The sequence below is a fragment of the Arthrobacter sp. 10T419 genome, from assembly GCF_056394105.1.
The window spans coordinates 192973-214699 of sequence record NZ_JBFTHF010000009.1; the positions used below are offsets into that span (position 1 = coordinate 192973).

The window sequence follows — 21727 nt, forward strand, 5'->3', positions numbered from 1 at the left end:
ACACCTGGCCCCATGCCTCTCCCCCGCGGCGCCAGCTCACCCAACTGGCGGACTAGGACGCCGTTGACGGGCGGGTGCCCACGGCGCCGGGCCGCAGCGTCTCCAGGAGCTGGTCGATCACGCCGGCGTCCTCGATCGTGGAGGGCACCACATAGTCGTCGCCGTCGGCGATTTGGCGCATGGTCTTGCGCAGGATCTTTCCGGAGCGGGTCTTCGGCAGGGCCTCCACGACCGTGACGTGCTTGAAATCCGCCACGGCGCCAATGTCGCGCCGGACCAGGGCGATCAGGTCCTTGACCAGGATCTCCTCCGGCACGTCCACCCCCGATTTGAGGACCACGTAGCCGCTGGGGCGTTGGCCCTTGAGGGGGTCCGCGAGTCCGATCACAGCGCATTCGGCGACGGCCGGGTGCTGGCCGATCACCTGTTCCATGGCGCCGGTGGAGAGCCTGTGCCCGGCGACGTTGATGATGTCGTCGGTCCGGCCCATCACGAAGAGGTAGCCGTCCTCGTCCTGGTAACCGGAGTCGCCGGTGGCGTAGCAGCCCTCGAAGGCCTGGAGGTAGGAGGAGATGTAGCGTTCGTCGTTGCGCCAGAGCGTGGTCAGCGTGCCCGGCGGCAGGGGCAGTCCCAGGACGATGTTCCCCTCGGTGCCGGGTTCCACCTCGTCGCCCGCGCCGTCCAGGATCCGCAGCTTGAAGCCGGGCATCGGAACGCTGGGCGAACCGGCCTTGATCGGCAGCCCGTCCAGGCCGCGAGGGTTGGCGCAGATGGCCCAGCCGGTCTCGGTCTGCCACCAGTGGTCCACCACGGGCACGCCGAGGACGCGGGACGCCCAGTGGAAGGTGTCCGTGTCCAGCCGCTCGCCCGCCGCAAACAGGGTGCGCAGGCTGGAGATGTCGTATTGATCGAGCAGCTTCGCCTCGGGGTCGGCCTTCCGGATGGCCCGCAGCGCGGTAGGGGCGGTAAACAGCACGTTGACCTTGTGGTCCTGGATGACCCGCCAGAACGCGCCCGCGTCCGGGGTGCCCACCGGCTTGCCTTCATAGATCACGGTGGTGGCGCCGGCCAGCAGCGGCCCGTAAACAATATACGAGTGCCCCACCACCCAGCCGACGTCGGAGGCAGTCCACATGACGTCGCCGGGGCCGACGTCGTAGATATTCTCCAGCGTCCAGCTCAGGGCGACGGCGTGGCCCCCGTTGTCCCGCACCACGCCCTTGGGTGACCCGGTGGTGCCCGAGGTGTAGAGGATGTAGAGGGGGTCCGTGGCTGCGACGTCGACCGGGGCGGCGGGCTCGGCGGACGCCATCGCCGTGTCCCAGTCCAGCCAGCCGGCGTGGTCTGCAGCGGACGCGGTGAAGCCTTCCCGTGCCTTGACCAGCACGGGGGTCTCCGGCGCGCCGGCCAGTTCCAGCGCTTCGGCGACGGCCGGGAGGTACTCGATCCGCCGCGAGGGCTCGATTCCGCCGGAGGCGGTGACCACGGCGGCGGGGTTGGCGTCCCGGATGCGGGCGGCGAGTTCCTTAGGCGCGAAACCGCCGAAGACCACCGAGTGGATCGCGCCGAGCCGGGCGGTTGCCAGCATGGCGATGGCGGCCTCCGGGATCATCGGCATGTAGATCACCACACGGTCGCCCTTGCCGACGCCGTGGCTGCGCAGCACCCCGGCGAAGCGAGCGACGAGGTCGGTGAGCTCGGCGTAGCTGAAGCGCTGCTGCGTGCCCAGCATGGCGGAGTCGTAGATCAGGGCGTCCTGGCCGCCGCGGCCCTCCGCCACGTGGCGGTCCAGGGCGTTGTAGCAGGTGTTCAGCACGCCGTCGGGAAACCAGCTGTAAAGCGGCGCGCGGCTGGAGTCGAGGGCCCGGCCCGGCGGCGTGCTCCAGTCGATCTTCCCGGCGGCCTCAAGCCAGAAGTCCTCCGGCTGCTCAACGCTGCGCTGGTAACTGTCCCGGTAGCTCTTGGTGACCATGAAGTAATCCCGTCCACGACGTTGTGATGCAGCTCATGGTAGCCCTGCTGGGGTCCTTCCACAAGGGCTGTGTATACAGCGGACACTTGGATCTGGCTCTTTTTGCTGATTAGGGCCGGAAAGTGTGGGCTATTCTGCCGATTGTGTATACACTGGACGGGTCAGCCGAGGAAGGAGACCATCATGCGCGCCAGTGACAAGGCCTACGCCGCCCTGCGCGACGACATCATCGAGTGGCGTCTCCTGCCGGGAACAGTCCTCGCCGAGGTCGAACAGTCCGAGCGGCTCGGCATCTCGCGGACCCCGCTGCGCGAGGCCCTCAGCCGGCTCAGCGCGGAAGGGCTGACGACGACGGCGGGCGGCCGCGGCGTCGTCGTTACCGACATTTCCCTCGAGGACATTGACGAACTCTTCGAACTGCGCGAAACCCTCGAGGGCAGGGCCGCGGCGCTGGCCGCCGAGCGCGGCGATGCGGCGACATTCGAGCAACTGCGTCGCGAGCTCCTGCGAGCGCCGGAGCTGATCAATGGCACAGACCCCGCACGCCATGACTACTACAGCCTGGTCGGGCGGCTCGACGCGGCCATCGACGCCGCTATTTCCAACTCCTACCTGGTCCAGGCCATGCGCAGCCTGCGCGTTCACCTGGTCCGGGTGCGCCGGCTGGCGGCCGACGACGCCGAGCGCCTCACCGCAGCGGCCGCCGAGCACGCCACCATTGCCGAAGCCATCGCCGCCGGCAACCCGCGGCTCGCCGAGGCCGCCACCACGCTGCATCTGCACCGAAGCCTTTCCCACGTCAAAGCCACCCACGTACCTCACTAGAAGGAGCACCATGGTTAAGGAACACCACGTCCGCGTTTACAAGAGCGAGGAAAACCTGGCCCGCGAGGACCAGCTCGCCTTCAAGATCGCCAAGGTGGCCGCGGATCCCGTCGCCGTCTCCGACGAGGTCACCGACATGGTGATCAACCGCGTCATCGACAATGCTTCGGTGGCCATCGCTTCCCTGAACCGCGCCCCGATCGTCGCCGCCCGCGCCCAGGCACTTACCCACGGTCCCAGCACCGGCGGCAAGGGCTCGAAGGTGTTCGGCATCGAGGAGCGCGTGGCTCCGGAATGGGCGGCCTGGGCCAACGGCGTCGCCGTCCGCGAACTCGACTACCACGACACGTTCCTGGCCGCGGACTACTCCCACCCGGGCGACAACATCCCGCCGATCCTCGCCGTCGCCCAGCACGTCGGTTCCAGCGGCAAGGACCTGATCCGCGGCATCGCCACCGGCTACGAGATCCAGGTCAACCTGGTCAAGGCCATCTGCCTGCACAAGCACAAGATCGACCACGTAGCGCACCTGGGCCCCTCCGCCGCCGCCGGCATCGGCACCCTGCTGGGCCTCGACGTCGAGACCATCTTCCAGTCCATCGGCCAGGCGCTGCACACCACCACCGCCACCCGCCAGTCCCGCAAGGGCGAGATCTCCACCTGGAAGGCCCACGCCCCCGCGTTTGCCGGCAAGATGGCTGTTGAATCCGCCGACCGTGCCATGCGCGGCCAGACCTCCCCGGTGCCGATCTACGAAGGTGAAGACGGCGTCATCGCCTGGATGCTCGATGGCCCCGACGCCAACTACACGGTGCCGCTGCCCGAGGACGGCGAAGCCAAGCGCGCCATCATGGACACCTACACCAAGGAACACTCCGCCGAGTACCAGGCACAGGCGTGGATTGACCTGGCCCGCAAGCTGCACGGCGAGCACCCCGAGGTCACCGACCCGGCCAACGTCGAGTCCGTGCTGATCAAGACCAGCCACCACACGCACTACGTGATCGGTTCCGGCGCCAACGACCCGCAGAAGTACAGCCCCACGGCAAGCCGGGAAACCCTGGACCACTCCATTCCGTACATCTTCACGGTGGCCCTGCAGGACGGGGCCTGGCACCATGTCGATTCCTACGCCCCGGAGCGCGCAGGCCGCCCGGACACGGTGGAGCTGTGGCAGAAGGTGACCACGGTCGAGGATCCGGAATGGACCCGCCGCTACCACTCGCTGGATATCGCGGAGAAGGCCTTCGGCGGCTCCGTGGAGATCACGCTCAAGGACGGCACCGTCATCACCGACCAGATCGCCGTCGCCGACGCGCACCCGCTGGGCGCCCGGCCGTTCGCCCGCGAGCAGTACGTCAACAAGTTCCGCACCCTCGCCGCCGGCCTCGTGGCCGAGGACGAGATCGAGCGCTTCCTGGCCGCCGCCGCGCGGCTTCCCGAACTCGCCGCCGGCGAGCTCGACCAGCTCAACATCAAGGCAGCCGACGGCGTGATCGACCTGGCAGCCGCCCCGAAGGGACTCTTCTAATGCTGTATTCGAAGACCACGCCGGAGCAGAAGCGGATCCGGTTCCGGGAGCTGCTTGCTTCCGGGACAATCCAGCAGTTCCCGGGTGCGTTCAACCCGCTCTCGGCCCGGCTGATCGAGGAAAAGGGATTCGCCGGGGTGTACATCTCCGGCGCCGTCCTCGCCAATGACCTCGGCCTGCCGGACATCGGCTTGACCACGCTCACCGAGGTGGCCACCCGGGCCGGGCAGATCGCCCGGATGACGGACCTGCCCTCGATCGTCGACGCCGATACCGGTTTCGGCGAGCCGATGAACGTGGCACGCACCATCCAGGAGCTCGAGAACGCGGGCCTGGCCGGCTGCCACATCGAGGACCAGTTCAACCCGAAGCGCTGCGGCCACCTCGACGGCAAGAACGTTGTGGACCTCGACACCGCGACCAAGCGGATCCGGGCCGCGGCCGACGCCCGACGGGATCCCAACTTCCTGATCATGGCCCGGACCGACATCCGGGCCACCGATGGGCTCGAGGCGGCGCAGCAGCGGGCCAAGGCCCTCGTGGAAGCCGGCGCTGACGCGATCTTCCCGGAAGCCATGAAGGACCTCAGCGAGTTCCAGGCCATCCGCGACGCCGTCGACGTGCCGATTCTGGCCAACATGACCGAGTTCGGCAAGAGCGCGCTGTTCACGGTCGACGAGCTGGCCGGCGTCGGCGTCAACATGGTCATCTACCCGGTAACGCTGCTCCGTAGTGCCATGGGCGCTGCTGAGCGTACTCTGGAATCGATCAAATCCGACGGCACCCAGGAGGCACAGGTTTCGAGCATGCTGACCCGTGCGCGTCTCTACGACCTCGTCGACTACGAGGCGTACAACCGCTTTGACACCGGGGTCTTCAATTTCCAGATCCCCGGCATCTGACACCCCCACCGGACTGCCGGCCCCGGCCGGTCAACAGGCGTTAGGAACAAAGGAGTTTCAGCATGGCTGAAAATGAGATCAAAAAGGGCCTTGCCGGCGTCGTGGTGGACTACACCGCGGTGTCCAAGGTCAACCCGGACACCAATTCCCTGCTCTACCGCGGCTACCCCGTCCAGGAGCTGGCCGCCAAGTGCAGTTTCGAGGAAGTGGCCTACCTGCTCTGGAACGGCGAGCTGCCGACGCCGGAGCAGCTGGCGGAGTTCACCGCAGCCGAGCGCGCGGGACGTGCCCTGGATCCGGTCGTCAAGCAGGTCATCGACGCGCTGCCGATCACCTCGCACCCCATGGACGTCTGCCGCACCGCGGCGTCGGTGATGGGCGCCCGGCACCCGCTCGCCGAGGACTCCTCGCGGGAGGCCAACATGGCCAAAGCCGTGGACCTCTTCGCCGCCATGCCGGCGGTGGTGGCCTACGACCAGCGCCGACGCCACGGGCAGGCAGCGGTGGAGCCCCGTAACGACCTGGGCTATTCCGCCAACTTCCTGTGGATGGCCTTCGGCGAGGAGCCGGTCCAGGAAGTAGTGGAGGCGTTCAATGTCTCGATGATCCTGTACGCCGAGCACTCTTTCAATGCCTCGACCTTCACGGCGCGGGTAATCACCTCCACGCTCTCGGACCTGCACTCGGCCGTGACCGGCGCCATCGGGGCGCTGAAGGGGCCGCTGCACGGCGGCGCGAACGAGGCGGTCATGCACACCTTCGACGAGATCGGCATCCGGCAGGAGGAGTCGCTCGAAGAGGCTGCGGTGCGGGCGAAGGCCTGGATGGAAGATGCCCTGGCGCACAAGAAGAAGGTCATGGGCTTCGGCCACCGCGTGTACAAGCACGGCGACTCCCGGGTTCCCACCATGAAGGCGGCCCTGGACAAGATGATCGCGCACTACGGCCGTCCGGAGCTGCTGGGGCTCTACAACGGACTCGAGGCCGCGATGGATGAGGCGAAGGCGATCAAGCCGAACCTCGACTACCCGGCCGGACCGACGTACCACCTGATGGGATTCGACACCCCCACCTTCACTCCGCTGTTCGTCGCCAGCCGGATCACCGGCTGGACCGCGCACATCATGGAGCAGCTGGACTCGAACTCGCTGATCCGCCCGCTGAGCGAATACAACGGTGTCGAGGAACGGCACGTGCCGTAGACAGCATGACTTAGCCAGTGCGAGCAACAAAAAAAGCGCGGGCCGCCCACCTCCTGGAGGTGGACGGCCCGCGCTTTTTGTTGCTAGCCCTGCATCCTCAGGCTGAGGATCATGGCCTTGAGCTTCTTGTACTCCGGGCTCCGCATAAAGTCCTTGGCCTCCGCCAGCGAGTTGAAGATGGGGTCATCGTTCCTCTGGCTTTGGAAGGTGCGGTCGGCAAAGGACAGGGTGCCTTTGGGCGCACCGGACACGAAGGAGAACATCTTGCAGCTGTCCTTCACTTGCCCGGTCACATTGTCGACCAGTCCAACCTGGTAGTCGAAGGCGCCGCCGTCCGCCCGCATATCCAGGACGCGGTAGGAAAACCGCACTCCACTGGCCTGGGCCCACGGCGTGTCCAGGGCCGGCGCTGTGTCGAGTTCCGTCATTTTGTACGGACCCGGACCGCAGGCGCCGCCGACTGCACCAGTGGCGCCGTGGTAAAGCTCGGCCACCTGCATCCTGGCTTCGTTGAAGACGATGATTTTGGTACCCGGGAACTCGGCGGGCCGGTCCGTGGATTCCTCTACCGTCCAACGGTCAGGCAAGGTGAATGAGACCCCGGCCGAAGCGCTGACGTAACGCCCGTTGGTGACTCCGCTGACCGTCCCGTCCGTTGCGGGCGCTGTGGTTGCCGACGGCGTCGCGGATTCCGACGCCGTGGCGGTGGGCGACGGTTCCGTCGTGACGGTGGCGGATTCGGTCGGCGTGGATACTGCCGCCGTCGAGGCCGCAGCGGGGGCCGGGTCGGCGGGCCGCATATTGCCGGCGACGGCGACGCCCCCGGCAACGGCCGCCAGCGCGACGATAACGACGGCAGCCGCCAGCGGCCAGCGGCGGCGTGTACCGTTTACGGCCGGCTGTTCGTCGTCGTAGGACTCCCCGCCCGTAAGGTCGTGCTTGCTTGAATCCATGCCTTGCCCCCAATGTGGTCCGTGTGCCGCTTGCCGGCGAGCGAAGGAAGTGCCTGGATCGCCGCTGAGCAATGTTCGAAGCCTAGGCTACCGGCCGAGCAGCGGCATTCCCCGCACCGAGTTTCGAGTCGCGGAAATATTCGTCGCGGGCGCCGGGCCTCAGCCTTGCGTGGTCCTCTGCGTGGAGGGGTAGCGGATCGACGCCACCGTTTCGTTGTCCTCGTTGAGGACCACGACGACGTCGATGGTTTCGCCGGCCAGCGCCGGTGGTAGCCAGTGCCCGGCATCCTGCCACATGCGGTGCAACGGAAGCTCCCCGACGCCGAACCATTCGGGCGTTATTTCCGCGCTTTCGGCGGGTTCGCCGTTCCAGCGCCGGGTGGTGAAGAGCCGGCAGGCCATGTTCCATGCCGGCCGGGCGGGAAAGATGAACTCGACGTTGCCGGCGTGGACCAGGTCCTCCTGGAGCACCACGACACCGACCTCTTCCCAGACCTCGCGGACCACGGCCTCGGCGTCGCTCTCCCCCGGTTCGACGTGGCCGCCGACGCCGACGATCTTGCCGACGCCGAACCCGGTCCTTTTCAGGCCCAGCAGCACCTCCGCGCCGCCCGCCGTGTCGCGGAGCAGGAAGCAGAGGGTCACTGGTGTGAGGTTCATGTATTCCAGCCTAATAGCCGCCGGCACCGAAGTTACCCGGCCGCCGGGCCCTCGCCGACCAGCTTCGGCCGCAGTTTGACCGGAATTCCCTTGGCCGCGAATTCCTTGTCCATGGCCTGCTGCGCGGTGAGTCCCTGGTTGTTCGTCGCCTGGAACTCCCAGTTGAAGACGTAGGCCCACTCCTGCCGAACGTCACAGAGGAAACGGCCGTTTTGCAGCTTGGCAATCTTGTACCACGCGTTGCCGCCGTCGAGCTTGAGCGCCCGGACGCCATCATCGGAAATGGAGTAGGCGAGCCAACCGTCAGCACAGCCCAGCACGGTGTAATAAGCCTGCTCGGCGGCGGGGATCGCCTTGATGGCACGCGTCTGGTCATTGCGCTGTTGGTCGATATTGGACAGCGTGCACGCGACGCCGCCGGTGCTCAAAGCTGCGGCGCTCGTTGGAGCGGGAGCGGCTGTGGACGTGGGCGCCGTCGGGGTGGCCGAACTTGGTGAGGGGCTGGCAGGACTCGGTGCGGGGCTTGCGGAGGCGGTCACCGTTGGGACCCCGGTCTGGGCAGGGCCGGGCGCCGATTGCGGCATCAGGTTCCCGCCGATCACCACTGCGGCAACGACAGCAGCAGCGGCCAGCACGGTTGCCGCCGCGGCCCGGACGGTTTTGCGTCGTGCCGGTGTCCGCCCTGCGGGTGTGCGCCCGGCCAGTTGGACAATGTTGGGATCCGTAGAAAAGACGGCAGAGCGGGCAGCATCGCTCCCCGGCGCCACGCCCGGTGCACCGACACGCGGCTTGGCGTCCTTCATGAGCTGTTCGATGCGGTCCATGGCTAGTCCTTCCGTTCGGTCATGAGATGGGTGGGCGCGGCCTTCGCGAAGGCCCGGCGTGCCCGGTGCAGTCGGACTGCAGCGGCGGACGGAGAACATCCCAGCGCCTGGGACAGTTCAGCGGTGCTCAGTTCGTCCCAGTAGGTGAGCATGAGGACCTCGCGATCCCGCTCCCTCAACCGCGCTAGAACGTCCGCTACGGCGGCGCGTTGTTCAGTGTCTGGCCCTGGAACCTGGCTGCGGGCCTCATCTTCCAGCCGATCGACCAGTTCCTGGCGGCGACGGCGGCCCTTGTATTCGTTGCCGATCACGTTCCGGGCGGTCGCCAGCAGCCAGCCAATACCGGGTGGTTCCGGCAGCTGCTTTTCCCAGGCAATCCTGAAGACATCCGCAGCCAGTTCCTCGGCGCGGTGCCGGTCGCTGATCCGGCAGGCAATGTAGCGGTAGACCCGCACTGAATGTTGCGTGTGCAGGTCAATGAACGCTTGCTCTTTGGCAGCCAACATGGTGCTTCCCCCGGACATCGGATGACTTCTTCCTGAAGACTAAGTGTCCTGCGACGGGTTTTTTCTTACATCGGCCACTAAAAACATTCAGGAGCGGAAATTCTGGCAGGATGTCGTGATGCCCTTCACTTTGCGCGAACCCGCGCTGCCCGAGGCACTTGAGATCGCTGATCTGCACGTGGCCACGTGGCGGGAGACGTATTCACGCTTACTTCCTGAGGACTTCTTCACCGAGGAGCATGTCCGGAGCCGACACCAGATGTGGAACAGGGTCCTCGGGAACCCCCGCGTGGAATGGACTATCAGAATCGCGGAGAGCAGAGGACAGATCATCGGCTTCGCGTTCGCTGGTCCCAGCCTCGACGCGAGGGGTCAGCAACTCCCCCGCGACCGGCAGCTCTACAGCCTTTACGTGTTGGCGGAGCACCACGGCACCGGGGTGGGACAGGCCTTGATGGATGCGACCGTGGGCGATGGTGGGGCCATGCTGTGGGTCGCGAAGGACAATCCCCGTGCGGTGGCGTTCTATCGCCGCAACGGCTTCGATTTCGACGGTACGGAACAGAGGGACCCCGGGGCTCCAAAGATCGTCGACGCACGCATGGTGAGGTAGGGACCGTCAGTTGATTAGTCGATCAGGCCGGTTGGAGAAGGCGCCCCACCAGCGTGGTTCCCATCGCCGAGGACCAGTCCGGGTCGGTTGCTTCAACGGCAGGGATTTCGTGCCCGGCCCTAAATTCATGCCAGTCCGGAAATTCATACCAGTCCGGGAGGGGATCCTCCGGCAGTTCCAGTCCAAGATGTTCGCCTGCACGATCCTCTGGAAACGGCGCGGGCACACTCCCGTATCCCGTATGCCCTGGCAGTCCTTGGTGGGACTGGGTGTCCGACTCCGCAATGAGCGTCGGCAAGTGGGGTGGTTCCCAATCCTGGTGTTCGCTGGCGTAGTGCCGGCCGGTCGGTGAGGTCCAGCCAGGCGGGTGGTCTTGACTGGCTTGGGTGGGTGCCCAGGCCGTGGTGTGTTTGAGGCGGTGGTGTTTGCGGCAGGGTTGGCCGAGGTTGGCGATCCCGGTGGTGCCGCCGTCGGCCCAGGCCAGGAGGTGGTCAGCGTCGTTGTCCAGGGACAGGTTGTTGCAGCCCGGGAACGGGCATTTGCCGTCACGCAGGCGCAGCCACTGCCGCAGGGCCTTCGGGACGCGGTAGCTGGTGCGGCCGATTTCCAGCGGGGCGCCGTCGCGCGGGTCGGTCAGGACCCGGTAGAACGAATCGGCGCCGCCTGCGACCAGGCGGCGGGCCATCGACGGCGGGATCGGTCCGTGCCCGTCCAGCATGGCAGGTTCGTCGGTGGCTCCAAGCAGGGAGAGGGCCGGGACCGTGATCAGGACCTGTGCCCGCGGCGCCGGGACATCCCCGGCCACAGCCTCGCTCCCGCCGCAGCCCGCTTCGCCGCCCCCGTTGCTCAGCAGCCAGGTGGCGGCAACGTCCGCGCGGAGCTGGCTCAGGGTCCGGACCTCAGAAGGGTTTTGCAGGGCCCGGGCCGCGCTGGTGATCCGCTCCCAGATACCCGCGGCCGAGTCGGCCGGAAGATACGCCGAAAGCCAGGCCATCCCGTCCCGGTCCGGGCAGTATTCGACCCGCCGGTCCCCCGCACTCTTGGTGTGGCGCGACTCTACGCTGACCGGGTGGTGGCGTTCGCGCCAGCTCCGGGCCTTGGCCCGAAACCGGCCCGGCGCCAACTCCCCGGCTGGGCATCCACGCGCCGGATCTGGTGCCTCCGGGTCCAGGAAGTGGGTCTCCAGCGCCGCCGCCCCGGCCGGATCCAGGCCCTCGGCTTCGTCGACCATGATCCGGGCGTGCTGCCACGAGATCGTTCCGGCCTGCAAGGCTGCCAGGGTTAGAGGCAACGACGTCGTGAGTGCCCGGCTTTCGTGCAGGAGGGCTCCGGCGCTCCGTTCGCTCACGAAAAGCACACATGCGACCTCGGCTACCACGGCCATCTCCTGCGCTGTCGAATCCCGCGGCGTCGCCGCGGGCTGTGCCAGGGCTTCTGCGGCCTGCGGGTAAGCCGCTGCGAGCCTGACCTTCAGTGCGGCGGTCCGGGCCTCCAGCCGGGCCACCTCGGCCAGACCGTCCAGGCAACCATCGGCCAAGGCCCGCAGCGGATCGGTATGCTCTTCGCCGTCGCTTATGACGGCAGCCAGTGCAGCGACAGAGTCGGCAACGGCTGCCAGGGCCTCACCAGTCTGCGCGTTGAAAGCCACTCCGCTTTTCATACCCCCAGCCTACGAACGAGCACCGACATTATTGATGGCGGTGCGTCGCATCCTGCCGGCCGGTAAGCTGCCGGCCGCACGCCCGGCAGGCCAAGCAGGCCAAGCAGGCCAAGCAGATCAGGCCTACCCCAGCGCTCTCGGATGCGCGGCGGCGTAGATCTCGCGCAGCGTGTCAGCGGTGACCAGCGTGTAGACCTGTGTGGTGGTTACGGACGCGTGGCCCAGCAGCTCTTGCACAACGCGGACATCGGCCCCGCCCTCGAGCAGGTGCGTGGCGAAGGAGTGCCGCAGGGTGTGGGGCGAAACGTCCTTGGTGATGTTGGCCTTCTCGGCCGCGGCTTTGAGGATGGTCCAGGCGCTTTGGCGGCTGATCCGGCCGCCCCGGGCGTTCAGGAAGAGGGCCGGGGTGCCTTTGCCCTTGGCGGCCAGCAGCGGCCGGCCGCGGACCAGGTAGGCGTCCAGGGCGCGTGCTCCGTAGGATCCCAGCGGCACCAAGCGCTCCTTGGAGCCCTTGCCGAACAGCCGGACAATCGCCGGGCCGGGCTCGTCGTCCCCTTGGAGCGAGATGTCGTCGACGTCGAGGCCTACGGCCTCGCTGATGCGCGCCCCGGTGGAATACAGGAACTCGAGCAGGGCGCGGTCGCGCAGTCCGGTCGCAGTGTCGGTTCCGGCCGCTTCCAGGATGCGGGTCACCTCATCGACCGTGATGGCCTTGGGCAGCCGCTTTCCGGGCATCGGCGGGTGCACATCGCTGGCCGGGTCGGCGGGCGTGACACCTTCCAGCGCCCAGAACTTGTGCAGCCCGCGAACCGCCACAACCGTGCGGGCGGCCGAGCGCACACCGAGGGCGGAACCGCCGTCGGACCCGTCGGAGAGCGCCTGCACGAAGCCCGTCACGTCGCGCCGGGTGATCTCCTCCGGGCGCTGGCGGCCGGCCCTGGCGAGGTGCCGGGCGTAGCGCGCCAGGTCGCGTCGGTAAGCGGAGAGGGTGTTCGCGGCCAGTCCGCGCTCAACCCCCATGTGCTGCAGGTAGTCGGTGATGGCGCGGTCGACGGCGGTCAGCGGACGGGCGGGCGCCGGCTTCGCCGGGGGCAAGGCCTCGGCAGGAGGTTCAGCGGCGGGAGGTTCGGCCGCCAGCAGTCCGGTCATCAGCGCTGGCTGGGGTGGGCCGGCCACGGCGCGTCGGCCGGGCGGAGTCCCTGGAACCCGTCGGACCGGGCCGCGGCGGCGGCGAGGATTCCGACGACGGCGGAGGGGTTGTGCAGCCGTCCGTCCAGCACCGCCGAGACAGCCGCGTCGAGCGGGATCCAGTGCAGCTCGATTTCCGCTTCCTCGTCGGTGCGGACGTGCAGTTCGTGGCCGGGGACGTCGCTCAGGTCCCGGGCCAGGTAGATGCGGATGGCTTCGCTGGAGGAACCGGGTGAGTTGAAGAAGTCCGCCAGCACGTTCCACGTCCCGGCCACCAGGTCCGCTTCCTCGGCGAGCTCCCGGGCTGCCCCGGCCACGAAGTCCTCGCCCTCGACGTCGAGCAGCCCGGCGGGGATTTCCCAAAGGGCCATGCCCACCGGGTGCCGGTACTGCTTGATCAGCAGGATCTCGCCGTCGTCGTTCATCGGCAACACGGCCACCGCACCGGGGTGGTCGATGTAATCACGGACCAGTGGCTCGCCGTCGTCGCTCAGCTGGAAACTGTCGCTGACAACGTCCCAGATCCGGCCTTCGTAGACCTTCTCGGAAGACAAAAGACGGCGCGGGCTCGGCTCATCCGAAACCTGCCGTGCAGCATTGGGGGTCTCAGACTTACCGGGCATCGCGCCGTCCTTTGATTCAGTTGGGAGTTACTTTGACTCTGCCGGAGTCGACTTGGCGGCCGCAGCCTTGCCAGTGGCAGCGGCAGGCTGGCCCGCGCCGTGCTGGCGGTCCAGGGCAGCCTTGACCAGCCCGGCGAACAGCGGGTGCGGGCGGGTGGGCCGTGAGCTCAGCTCCGGGTGCGCCTGCGTGGCCACGTAGTACGGGTGGACTTCACGGGGAAGCTCGACGTACTCGACCAGCTTGCCGTCCGGCGAAGTTCCGGAGAAGACGAGGCCCTGGGCAGCGATCTGCTCGCGGTACTTGTTGTTGACCTCGTAGCGGTGCCGGTGGCGTTCGCTGACCGTAGTGGTGCCGTAGGTCTCGGCGATGACCGAACCCTCGTCCAGCTTCGCCTCATACAGGCCCAGGCGCATGGTGCCGCCCAGGTCGCCCTTGCCGTCGACGATGTCGAGCTGCTCTTCCATCGTGGCGATGACCGGGTACTTAGAGTCCGGTTCGAACTCGGACGAGGAGGCGCCCTCCAGGCCGACCACGTTGCGGGCGTACTCGATCACCATGCACTGCAGGCCCAGGCACAGGCCCAGCACCGGGAGCTTGGTTTCGCGGGCGTACTTCAGGGCGCCGAGCTTGCCCTCAAGGCCGCGGATGCCGAAGCCGCCAGGGACGCAAATCGCGTCCACGCCGGCCAGGGACTTGACGGCACCGTCGTGGGTTTCGCATTCGTCCGAGGGGACCCAGCGGATCTTGACCTTGGTGTCGTTTGCGAAGCCGCCGGCACGCAGTGCTTCGGTCACGGACAGGTAGGCGTCCGGCAGGTCGATGTACTTGCCCACGAGGGCAATCTCAACCTCATGCTTGGGGTTGTGGACGGCTTCGAGGAGCTTGTCCCAGCTGGTCCAGTCGACGTCCTTGAACGGCAGGTCCAGGGCGCGGACGATGTAGGAGTCCAGGCCCTGGGAGTGCAGGGTCTTGGGGATGTCGTAGATGCTCGGTGCGTCCGGGCAGCCGATCACGGCGTCGATGTCGACGTCGCACATCCGGCCGATCTTGTCGCGCATGGCCTGCGGGACCTCGCGGTCGGAGCGGATCACGATCGCCTCGGGCTGGATACCGATGGAGCGCAGCGCAGCGACGGAGTGCTGCGTCGGCTTGGTCTTCAGTTCCTGCGAGGGCCCGATGTAGGGCACGAGGGAGACGTGCAGGAAGAACACGTTGTTCCGGCCGACGTCCTGGCGGACCTGGCGTGCGGACTCGAGGAACGGCTGGGATTCGATGTCGCCAACGGTGCCGCCGATTTCGGTGATGATGACGTCCGGAGCGTTCTTGCCCTCGGCGGGGAGCCGCATGCGGCGCTTGATCTCATCGGTGATGTGCGGGATGACCTGGACGGTGTCGCCGAGGTACTCGCCGCGGCGCTCCTTGGCAATGACCGTGGAGTACACCTGGCCGGTCGTGACGTTGGCCGAGCCCTCAAGGTTTTCATCGAGGAAGCGCTCGTAGTGGCCGATGTCGAGGTCCGTCTCGGCGCCGTCGTCGGTCACGAAGACCTCGCCGTGCTGGAAGGGATTCATCGTGCCCGGATCCACGTTCAGATAGGGATCGAGCTTTTGCATTGTTACAGACAGGCCGCGTGCCCGCAGGAGGTGACCGAGGCTCGAAGCCGTCAGTCCCTTACCGAGCGAGGACGCCACACCACCGGTTACGAAGATGTGTTTGGTCGTCTTGGACGAGCCCGGGAACCGGGAATTTACACGGGAATTTGATCGCTGCACCACGGAATTTGAGCCTATCATCAATTCGGCCGTCCTAGGGTCGATAAATCACCGCTGTGATGGTCATCCCAGTCCCGGCGCGCCGGAAGATCGATCAGGCCTGCGGCAGCAGCTTCGCGTCGTCCAGCAGTTCCTGCGCGTGTGCCCGGGCCGATTCGGAGTCTTCCTGCCCGGCGAGCATGCGGGCCAGCTCGCGGACCCGTTCCGCCTCGTCCAGCAGCTGGACATCGCTGGAGGTGAAGCCGGTCGCCGTCGCGCCGTCGGCCCCGCGCACCGAGGTCTTGGTGACCCGGATGTGCTGGTCGGCGAAGGCCGCCACCTGCGGCAGGTGGGTGACCACGAGGACCTGGACATGCCGGGCGAGCATGGCCAGCCGGCGGCCGATCTCGACGGCGGCGCGGCCGCCGACGCCGGCGTCGACCTCGTCGAAGACGAACGTCGGTACCGGGTCGACGGCGGCCAGCACCACTTCGATGGCGAGCATCACGCGGGAGAGCTCACCGCCGGACGCACCCTTGCCCAGCGGCCGGGCCGGCGCGCCGGAGTGGGGCTGCAGCAGGAAGGAAATCTCGTCGGTGCCGAACGGGCCCAGCTGCTCACCGGGGTCCACATTGATGACCAGGGTGGCGTCGGCCATGGCCAGCGCGGTCAGCTCGGCGCTGACCCGGGCTGAGAGGTCCTTGGCGGCCTTCTTCCGGGTCTTGCTGATGGCCGCGGCCTGCTTGCGGAGGTCGGCCTCGGAGCGGGCGACCTCGGCGTCCAGCGCCTCGATCCGGGTGGAGTCGTCCTGGAGCTCTTCGAAACGGGCCCGGGCCTGCTCCGCCCAGAGCAACACCTCGTCGATGCTGGGGGCGTACTTACGCACCAGCTTGGCCAGCGCGGCGCGCCGGTCCTCGATCTCGGCCAGGCGTTCCGGCCCCTCGGTGTCGAGGGAGGCCTGGTAGCTGGCCAGGTCGCCGGCGATGTCGTTGAGCAGGAAGCCCACCTCCGCCAGCCGGGCGGCGGCAGAGCCCAGTTCGCCGTCGTGTTCCGCGACGTGCTCCAGGGTGCGCTTTGCGGCGTCCACCAGCGTGGTGGCATCGGCGTCCTCGCCGAAGTCTTCGGAGATGAGGGCCTGATGGGCGGTGCTGGCTGCGATTCGGAGCTCTTCGACGTTGGCGAGCTTGACGGCCTCCGCTTTCAGCGATTCGTCTTCGCCGGGCTGTGGGTCGACGGCGTCGATCTCGGCAAGGGCTGCCTCGAGGGATTCCGCCTCGCGCAGCCGTTCGCGGGCGGCACTGCGGAGTTCGTCCAGCTCGGCCTGGCTGGCCTTCCAGTGCCCGTGCAGCTCCTGGTAGGCGGTCAGGGAACCGGCCAGGCCCTCCCCCGCAAACTTATCCAGGGCTTCGCGCTGCGCCACCGGGCTCTTGAGCCTGATCTGGTCCGACTGACCGTGGACCACCACCAGCGTCCCGCCGATCTCGGCGAGGACTCCGACCGGCGCGGCGCGGCCGCCGAGGTAGGCGCGGCTACGCCCGTCGGCACCCACGCTTCGGGCGAGCAGCAGTTCGGCGCCGCCGTCGAACTCCTCGACCTCGGCTCCGGCCTCGCGTGCCCGGCTGATCGCAGCGTGCCCGGCGTCGAGCTTCAGCACGGCTTCCGCGGAGGCGCTTTTCGCCCCGCTGCGGACGGCGCCGGCGTCGGACCTTGCGCCGAGCAGGAGGCCGACGGCGGTGACCACCATCGTCTTACCGGCGCCGGTCTCGCCGGTCACCACGCTCAGGCCGGGGCCCAGCGGCAGCGTCGCGTCGGTGATGACGCCGAGGTCGCGGATTCTCAGTTCTTCAAGCATGGGTCACTTCACAGTCGAGGGATCAGTTGGTGCTTCCGGATCCGCGCCGGGGCCCGCATGACGGGGCGTGGGCAGCGCGCGGCTGGGCCGCGGGGTGCGCACCACCGGCAGGGGCCCGGTGTGGATGGTGTCGGTCTGCGGCACCGGACCGCGCCAACCCTGGATGGGGAGCTCGAACTTGCGGACCAGGCGTCCGGAGAACGGGGTCTGGTGGGTGCGGGCCAGCCTTACCGGCGTGGCCGAGCGGGTCACTTCCACGCGGGCTCCCGGCGGCAGGTCCACGGAGCGCCGGCCGTCGCACCACAGCACGCCCTGGGCGTCGGTGCGGTTCAGGATTTCGACGGCCAGCCGGGACCTGGGCGAGACCACGAGCGGCTTGGCGAAGAGGGCGTGGGCACTGATCGGCACGATCAGCAGCGCCTCGACCTCGGGCCACACCACGGGGCCGCCGGCGGAGAACGCGTAAGCGGTGGAGCCGGTGGGGGTGGCAAGGACGACGCCGTCGCAGCCGAAGGAGGTGAGCGGGCGTTCGTCTACCTCGGTGACCACCTCGAGCATCCGTTCACGGTTGCCTTTTTCGATGGCGGCCTCGTTCAGCGCCCAGGTGTGCCAGATCTTCTGCCCTCGGACCCACACCTGCACATCGATGGTCATCCGCTCCTCCACCGTGTACTGGCGGCTGGCGATCCACTCCACGGTCTGGGCCAGGTCCGCCCGCTCGCTCTCAGCGAGGAAGCCGACGTGGCCGAGGTTGACGCCGAGCAGCGGCACGTCCACCTCGCGGACCAGCTCCGCGGCGCGCAGGATAGTGCCGTCACCGCCGAGCACCATGACGAGTTCGACGTCGGGCAGTTTGACGTGGTCGTGCAGGACCTCGACGGGCTGGTCCAGCCGGCCGAAGAACCTGACCATGTCGGCGAGCTCGGATTTCTGCATCACCGCGACGAGGCCGGAGGCATGCAGCTGGGCGCACGCTTCCCAAGCGGCCTTGAGGGATTCCTCGCGGCCGGTGTGGGCAAGGATGAGGACACGCCTGCTCATCGGGTTCCGCCTTCTAGTGCTTCTAGTGCTTCTCGTGCTGCTCTGGCCAGATCGTTCCGAGTAACGCAGCAACGGCTGCGTCCCGCTCCTCGATCTTAGGCAGGTCTGTCCGGATCCCGCGTTTTATCCACAGGAAGTACTCCACGTTTCCGTCCTGGCCGGGCAGCGGACTCTGCGCGAGGCCCGCCAGGTCCAGGCCTGCGTCCATCGCCGCGGACGCCACCTTGGCGACGGCCATGCGGCGTTCCCGCACGGAGGTGACCACGCCGGTGCGGCCCAGCCGGTCCTTGCCGATCTCGAATTGCGGCTTGACCATCAGGACCAGGTCCCCGCCGGGCTCGGTGCACGCCGCGAGGGGCGCCACCACGAGGGTCAGCGAGATGAACGACAGGTCCGCCACGGTCAGCGCCGCCGGGCCGCCGATCATCTGCGGGGTCATGTAGCGGACGTTGAGCCCTTCGTGGACCGAGACCCGCGCGTCGTTGCGGATTTGCGGTACCAGCTGGTCATGCCCGACGTCGACGGCGACGACATGCGCGGCGCCGCGCCGAAGCAGCACCTCGGTGAAGCCGCCGGTGGAGGCTCCGGCGTCGAGGCAGCGCTTGCCGGAAACCTCGACGGCGGGAAAGGCATCCAGGGCGCCGGCCAGTTTGTGGGCCGCGCGGCTGACGTAGTCGTCCTCCCTGGTGGCTGCGACATCAAGGGCCATGCCGTCCTGGACCTGGAAGGAGGCCTTGGCGAGCACTTCGCCTCCAGAGCTGACCTTGCCCTCGCCGATCAGGCGCGCGGCATGGGTGCGGGACCTTGCCAGCCCGCGGCTGACGAGGGCCTGATCAAGCCTGGTCATTGCGGGGAGTCCCCCGCACGCTGTCCGGTCACGTCCTCGTTGAGGGCTGCCGCCAGCTCGTCGTGCAGGCCGGCGTAGACCTCGCCGTGGTCCGCGACCGGCAGCTCCGGCAGCGCGTTCAGGCGCACCAGCAAGGCATCTACGGCCGGATCGTCTACAGCAGCGGCGTCGGCGGGCGCAGGCCAGTCGATCCGGGCGTCAGCGCTTTCCAAATCGGCATCGGTGGAAGAACTTTGCTCGGTCATGCTCTCCAGTCTAGTGATCCAGCCACTCGAGGCCGGGCGCCAGGGCGGTTGCAGTTTCGGGGTTCGCAGCCCACCAGGCGGCACAGGCTGCACGCCACGAGTCGAGGTCCGCGGGATCCCCGCTGACGCGCACCGTGGTCCCCTCGACGAGCGCCGAAGCCGCTCCGCAACGGTAGCGTCCCTCGGCGTCGCGCTCCACCGCCGGGTAGGGGCGGTAGAGGTCGGTGAGGTCATTGATCACGAAAGTGGGGCGTTCCATGGTGCGCGCGGCGAGGATGGATTCCCTCGTGTCCACACCGGTCAGCACGGCCACCGTCGCGAAGCCGGCGTTGTTGCCGCCGAGGATGTCAGTGTCCAGCCGGTCTCCGACCACCAGCGGACGGTCGGCCGCCAGCCGCTTGGCGGCGGCGTGGAACAGCGGCGCTTCGGGCTTGCCCGCGACGAGCGGTTGCCGGCCGGTGGCGGCGGCGACGGCGGCAACCAGTGTGCCGTTGCCGGGCGCCATACCGCGGGCCTGCGGAATGGACATGTCCGTATTGGTGGCCACCCACAGGGCACCGGCCGCAACGACGTAAGATGCCTCCGCGAGGTCCTTCCAGCCCAGATCCGGGTGAAAGCCCTGCACGACGGCGACGGGATCCTCGGCCTCACTGCGGACCGGCACCAGCCCTGCGAGTTCGATTTCGCGGGCCAGCGCCTCGCCACCGGTGATCAGGACGCGGGCACCGGCAGGCAGCAGCGAGGCCAGCAGTTCGCCGGCCGCCTGTGGCGAACTCACCACCTGCTGCTCCTCCGCAGGGGCGCCGAGCTCGCGCAGGTGCTGTGCAACCTCCGCGGGCGAACGGGAGGCGTTGTTCGTTACGTAACCCAGCCCGACGCCGATTTCCGAGAGGCGGCGGAGCGACTCCACGGCGCCGGGAATGGCGTGCGGGCCCGCATAGACGACGCCGTCCAAATCGGCGAGGAGCGCGTCGAACCGGGAAATCAGCTCAGCTTCGGCCATTGCGGACTAGTCCTCGACGCGTTCCGAGTAGTGGGACTCCCCGGCGTCGGCGTCACTGGATTCCGACTCCACAGGTTCCAGTTCGTCGGCTTCCAGTTCGTCGGCTTCCACGGAATCCTCGTCGGATTCGGCGTCGTCGGATTCGAAGAAGTCGGGCTCTTCGTCGTCGGAGCCGGCTTCAAGATCGCGAACAGCAGAGTGCGGCGCGTCGGTCTCCGGGAGGCCGGCCACCGCTCCGGCACCGGCGGCACGGGGTGCGGCCTCGCCGGCGGCGGCGGCGGCCTGCTGCTCGGACTGCTGCTGCAGGATCCGGCGGCGCTCCTTTTCCTCGCGGGCTTCCTCTTCCTCGTCCCAACCGAGGTCGATGATGTCCGGCTCCTCGTCAACGCCCATGCCCAGGGCCTTCTCGGCGACGACGGCCTGGCGCTGCCACTTCCCCGCTTCGGCGTCGCGGCCGGCCGCCGTCAAGGCATCGGCGTAGGCGCGGAAGAGCCGCGGGCTGTAGGAGAACGCGCGGTTGATGTCCAGCTGCGCGATTTCGAGCTCGGAGACCGCAGCGTCGAGCTGGCCGAGGTCGGTACGGGCGCCGGCCGCGACGATCGCCAGTTCCACCTTGCCCGGAGCGTCGAGGTCCTTGGCCTCTTCGGAGCGGGCCATGTCCAGGGCACGATCCGGCCGGCCGAGGCCACGCTCGCAGTCGGCCATCACCGGCAGGTGCATGTTGGATCCGCTGATCCGGCGGTAGGTGCGGAATTCCCGCAGCGCCTCACCGTAGTGTCCTGCAGCGTACGCAGTCAGGCCAACGGCTTCGCGGACCGCTGCGAGGCGGCCGCCGCGGCGGCTCGCCGCCAGGGCGTGCTGGAAGGCGAGCTCAGGCTCCTCATCAAGAAGGCGGCCGGCCATCACGAGGTGGCGTGCCACCCATTCGGCGCTGTTGTCTTCAAGGGTCTTGATCTGGTGCTGCGTGGCCCGGTCGAGTTCTTTGCCGGTGACGTCCTCGTCGATCTGCGGTGAACGCTCACGGTCCGGGCGGTTAGCGCTGCGCAGGTCCCGGGCGTTCGGCTCGCGCACGGGGCGGTCCTCGGCGCGGTCACGGCCGAACTGGCGCGGACCGGACTCGGCGCGGTCAAAGCTGCGAGCCGGACGGTCCTCGCGGTTGCCGAAGGGCTTGCGATTATCCCCGCCACTGAACGGCTTACGGTCCCGGTCGCCGCCGAAGCTGCGACGTTCCCCACCCTCACGCGAGGGACGGTCACCAAACGGCTTACGATCACGATCAGCACCGGCACCGGTGAACGGCTTACGGTCCCGGTCGCCACCGAAGCTGCGACGCTCCCCACCCTCACGCGACGGACGATCACCGAACGGCTTACGATCACGATCGCCACCACCACTGAACGGCTTACGATCACGATCGCCACCACCACTGAACGGCTTACGATCACGATCGCCACCACCACTGAACGGCTTACGATCACGATCGCCACCACCACTGAACGGCTTACGATCACGATCGCCACCACCACTG

Annotated in this window: 20 protein-coding genes; 5 read left to right on the plus strand and 15 right to left on the minus strand. The window is 67.9% G+C overall.

From position 1 onward, the window contains the following. Positions 1-52: 52 nt before the first annotated feature. Entirely contained in the window at positions 53-1972 is a 1920-nt protein-coding gene (locus AC1DBD_RS15210; protein WP_476982417.1) for a propionyl-CoA synthetase, read from the minus strand. Positions 1973-2155: 183 nt separating this feature from the next. On the opposite strand from AC1DBD_RS15210, the gene AC1DBD_RS15215 reads away from it, so the two are divergent. The 4 genes from AC1DBD_RS15215 (at position 2156) to AC1DBD_RS15230 (ending at position 6432) form a co-directional block, all read left to right on the plus strand. Beyond that, a complete protein-coding gene (locus AC1DBD_RS15215) occupies positions 2156-2797 on the plus strand; it encodes a GntR family transcriptional regulator (protein ID WP_441418912.1) in 642 nt (213 codons plus the stop codon). Positions 2798-2807: 10 nt separating this feature from the next. Then, a complete protein-coding gene (locus AC1DBD_RS15220; protein ID WP_476982418.1) occupies positions 2808-4328 on the plus strand; it encodes an MmgE/PrpD family protein in 1521 nt (506 codons plus the stop codon). After that, complete coding sequence (gene prpB, locus AC1DBD_RS15225) at positions 4328-5230, plus strand: methylisocitrate lyase (protein WP_441418914.1); 903 nt, start codon at positions 4328-4330, stop codon at positions 5228-5230. Before AC1DBD_RS15220 ends, prpB begins: the two co-directional genes overlap by 1 nt. A 62-nt stretch (positions 5231-5292) precedes the next feature. Then, on the plus strand, positions 5293-6432 hold the full coding sequence (locus AC1DBD_RS15230; protein ID WP_476982419.1) for a bifunctional 2-methylcitrate synthase/citrate synthase: 1140 nt from the start codon (positions 5293-5295) through the stop codon (positions 6430-6432). 83 nt (positions 6433-6515) lie between these two features. On the opposite strand, the gene AC1DBD_RS15235 is transcribed toward AC1DBD_RS15230, so the two are convergent. The 4 genes from AC1DBD_RS15235 to AC1DBD_RS15250 form a co-directional block, all read right to left on the minus strand. After that, positions 6516-7385: a hypothetical protein gene (locus tag AC1DBD_RS15235; RefSeq protein ID WP_441418916.1), complete on the minus strand. Its 870-nt coding sequence runs from the start codon at positions 7383-7385 to the stop codon at positions 6516-6518. 159 nt (positions 7386-7544) lie between these two features. Continuing rightward, positions 7545-8045: an NUDIX domain-containing protein gene (locus AC1DBD_RS15240; protein ID WP_476909483.1), complete on the minus strand. Its 501-nt coding sequence runs from the start codon at positions 8043-8045 to the stop codon at positions 7545-7547. 32 nt (positions 8046-8077) lie between these two features. Then, the gene (locus AC1DBD_RS15245; protein WP_441418918.1) at positions 8078-8869 is read right to left on the minus strand and encodes a hypothetical protein; all 792 of its coding nucleotides are present in this window, start codon (positions 8867-8869) and stop codon (positions 8078-8080) included. 2 nt (positions 8870-8871) lie between these two features. Then, the gene (locus AC1DBD_RS15250) at positions 8872-9375 is read right to left on the minus strand and encodes an RNA polymerase sigma factor (RefSeq protein WP_476982420.1); all 504 of its coding nucleotides are present in this window, start codon (positions 9373-9375) and stop codon (positions 8872-8874) included. A gap of 118 nt (positions 9376-9493) precedes the next feature. Between AC1DBD_RS15250 and AC1DBD_RS15255 the strand changes: the two genes are divergently transcribed. Next, positions 9494-9988 carry a GNAT family N-acetyltransferase gene (locus AC1DBD_RS15255; protein ID WP_441418920.1) on the plus strand — a complete coding sequence of 165 codons (495 nt, stop codon included), beginning with the start codon at positions 9494-9496 and terminating at the stop codon, positions 9986-9988. A gap of 22 nt (positions 9989-10010) precedes the next feature. Here AC1DBD_RS15255 and AC1DBD_RS15260 read toward each other — a convergent pair whose 3' ends face one another. The 10 genes from AC1DBD_RS15260 to AC1DBD_RS15305 form a co-directional block, all read right to left on the minus strand. Then, positions 10011-11648, minus strand: coding sequence for an HNH endonuclease signature motif containing protein (locus AC1DBD_RS15260; RefSeq protein ID WP_476982421.1), 1638 nt, complete (start codon positions 11646-11648; stop codon positions 10011-10013). Positions 11649-11771: 123 nt separating this feature from the next. Continuing rightward, positions 11772-12797, minus strand: coding sequence for a site-specific tyrosine recombinase XerD (gene xerD / locus AC1DBD_RS15265; RefSeq protein WP_476982422.1), 1026 nt, complete (start codon positions 12795-12797; stop codon positions 11772-11774). Next, positions 12797-13459, minus strand: coding sequence for an NUDIX domain-containing protein (locus AC1DBD_RS15270; RefSeq protein ID WP_476982423.1), 663 nt, complete (start codon positions 13457-13459; stop codon positions 12797-12799). Before AC1DBD_RS15270 ends, xerD begins: the two co-directional genes overlap by 1 nt. Before the next feature lie 27 nt (positions 13460-13486). Then, a complete protein-coding gene (locus AC1DBD_RS15275) occupies positions 13487-15253 on the minus strand; it encodes a CTP synthase (protein ID WP_441418924.1) in 1767 nt (588 codons plus the stop codon). A 73-nt stretch (positions 15254-15326) separates the two neighbouring features. After that, a complete protein-coding gene (recN, locus tag AC1DBD_RS15280) occupies positions 15327-17063 on the minus strand; it encodes a DNA repair protein RecN (protein WP_476982424.1) in 1737 nt (578 codons plus the stop codon). Between the two features lie 3 nt (positions 17064-17066). After that, on the minus strand, positions 17067-18104 hold the full coding sequence (locus AC1DBD_RS15285) for an NAD kinase (RefSeq protein ID WP_441418926.1): 1038 nt from the start codon (positions 18102-18104) through the stop codon (positions 17067-17069). Positions 18105-18126: 22 nt separating this feature from the next. Further along, entirely contained in the window at positions 18127-18951 is an 825-nt protein-coding gene (locus AC1DBD_RS15290; protein WP_476982425.1) for a TlyA family RNA methyltransferase, read from the minus strand. After that, positions 18948-19196, minus strand: a complete 249-nt coding sequence (locus AC1DBD_RS15295) for a hypothetical protein (protein WP_441418928.1) — start codon at positions 19194-19196, stop codon at positions 18948-18950. Before AC1DBD_RS15295 ends, AC1DBD_RS15290 begins: the two co-directional genes overlap by 4 nt. A 10-nt stretch (positions 19197-19206) precedes the next feature. After that, complete coding sequence (locus tag AC1DBD_RS15300; RefSeq protein ID WP_476926297.1) at positions 19207-20199, minus strand: HAD-IIA family hydrolase; 993 nt, start codon at positions 20197-20199, stop codon at positions 19207-19209. A gap of 6 nt (positions 20200-20205) precedes the next feature. Continuing rightward, positions 20206-21270, minus strand: a complete 1065-nt coding sequence (locus AC1DBD_RS15305; protein WP_476892782.1) for a hypothetical protein — start codon at positions 21268-21270, stop codon at positions 20206-20208. Positions 21271-21727: the final 457 nt, after the last annotated feature.

What these genes read in the sequence shown, in the direction of transcription:
- AC1DBD_RS15210 (WP_476982417.1), bottom strand. Translation starts at nt 1,972, where the DNA reads ATGGTCACCAAGAGCTACCGGGACAGTTACCAGCGCAGCGTTGAGCAG.
- AC1DBD_RS15215 (WP_441418912.1), top strand. Translation starts at nt 2,156, where the DNA reads ATGCGCGCCAGTGACAAGGCCTACGCCGCCCTGCGCGACGACATCATC.
- AC1DBD_RS15220 (WP_476982418.1), top strand. Translation starts at nt 2,808, where the DNA reads ATGGTTAAGGAACACCACGTCCGCGTTTACAAGAGCGAGGAAAACCTG.
- prpB (WP_441418914.1), top strand. Translation starts at nt 4,328, where the DNA reads ATGCTGTATTCGAAGACCACGCCGGAGCAGAAGCGGATCCGGTTCCGG.
- AC1DBD_RS15230 (WP_476982419.1), top strand. Translation starts at nt 5,293, where the DNA reads ATGGCTGAAAATGAGATCAAAAAGGGCCTTGCCGGCGTCGTGGTGGAC.
- AC1DBD_RS15235 (WP_441418916.1), bottom strand. Translation starts at nt 7,385, where the DNA reads ATGGATTCAAGCAAGCACGACCTTACGGGCGGGGAGTCCTACGACGAC.
- AC1DBD_RS15240 (WP_476909483.1), bottom strand. Translation starts at nt 8,045, where the DNA reads ATGAACCTCACACCAGTGACCCTCTGCTTCCTGCTCCGCGACACGGCG.
- AC1DBD_RS15245 (WP_441418918.1), bottom strand. Translation starts at nt 8,869, where the DNA reads ATGGACCGCATCGAACAGCTCATGAAGGACGCCAAGCCGCGTGTCGGT.
- AC1DBD_RS15250 (WP_476982420.1), bottom strand. Translation starts at nt 9,375, where the DNA reads ATGTTGGCTGCCAAAGAGCAAGCGTTCATTGACCTGCACACGCAACAT.
- AC1DBD_RS15255 (WP_441418920.1), top strand. Translation starts at nt 9,494, where the DNA reads ATGCCCTTCACTTTGCGCGAACCCGCGCTGCCCGAGGCACTTGAGATC.
- AC1DBD_RS15260 (WP_476982421.1), bottom strand. Translation starts at nt 11,648, where the DNA reads ATGAAAAGCGGAGTGGCTTTCAACGCGCAGACTGGTGAGGCCCTGGCA.
- xerD (WP_476982422.1), bottom strand. Translation starts at nt 12,797, where the DNA reads ATGACCGGACTGCTGGCGGCCGAACCTCCCGCCGCTGAACCTCCTGCC.
- AC1DBD_RS15270 (WP_476982423.1), bottom strand. Translation starts at nt 13,459, where the DNA reads ATGCCCGGTAAGTCTGAGACCCCCAATGCTGCACGGCAGGTTTCGGAT.
- AC1DBD_RS15275 (WP_441418924.1), bottom strand. Translation starts at nt 15,253, where the DNA reads ATGATAGGCTCAAATTCCGTGGTGCAGCGATCAAATTCCCGTGTAAAT.
- recN (WP_476982424.1), bottom strand. Translation starts at nt 17,063, where the DNA reads ATGCTTGAAGAACTGAGAATCCGCGACCTCGGCGTCATCACCGACGCG.
- AC1DBD_RS15285 (WP_441418926.1), bottom strand. Translation starts at nt 18,104, where the DNA reads ATGAGCAGGCGTGTCCTCATCCTTGCCCACACCGGCCGCGAGGAATCC.
- AC1DBD_RS15290 (WP_476982425.1), bottom strand. Translation starts at nt 18,951, where the DNA reads ATGACCAGGCTTGATCAGGCCCTCGTCAGCCGCGGGCTGGCAAGGTCC.
- AC1DBD_RS15295 (WP_441418928.1), bottom strand. Translation starts at nt 19,196, where the DNA reads ATGACCGAGCAAAGTTCTTCCACCGATGCCGATTTGGAAAGCGCTGAC.
- AC1DBD_RS15300 (WP_476926297.1), bottom strand. Translation starts at nt 20,199, where the DNA reads ATGGCCGAAGCTGAGCTGATTTCCCGGTTCGACGCGCTCCTCGCCGAT.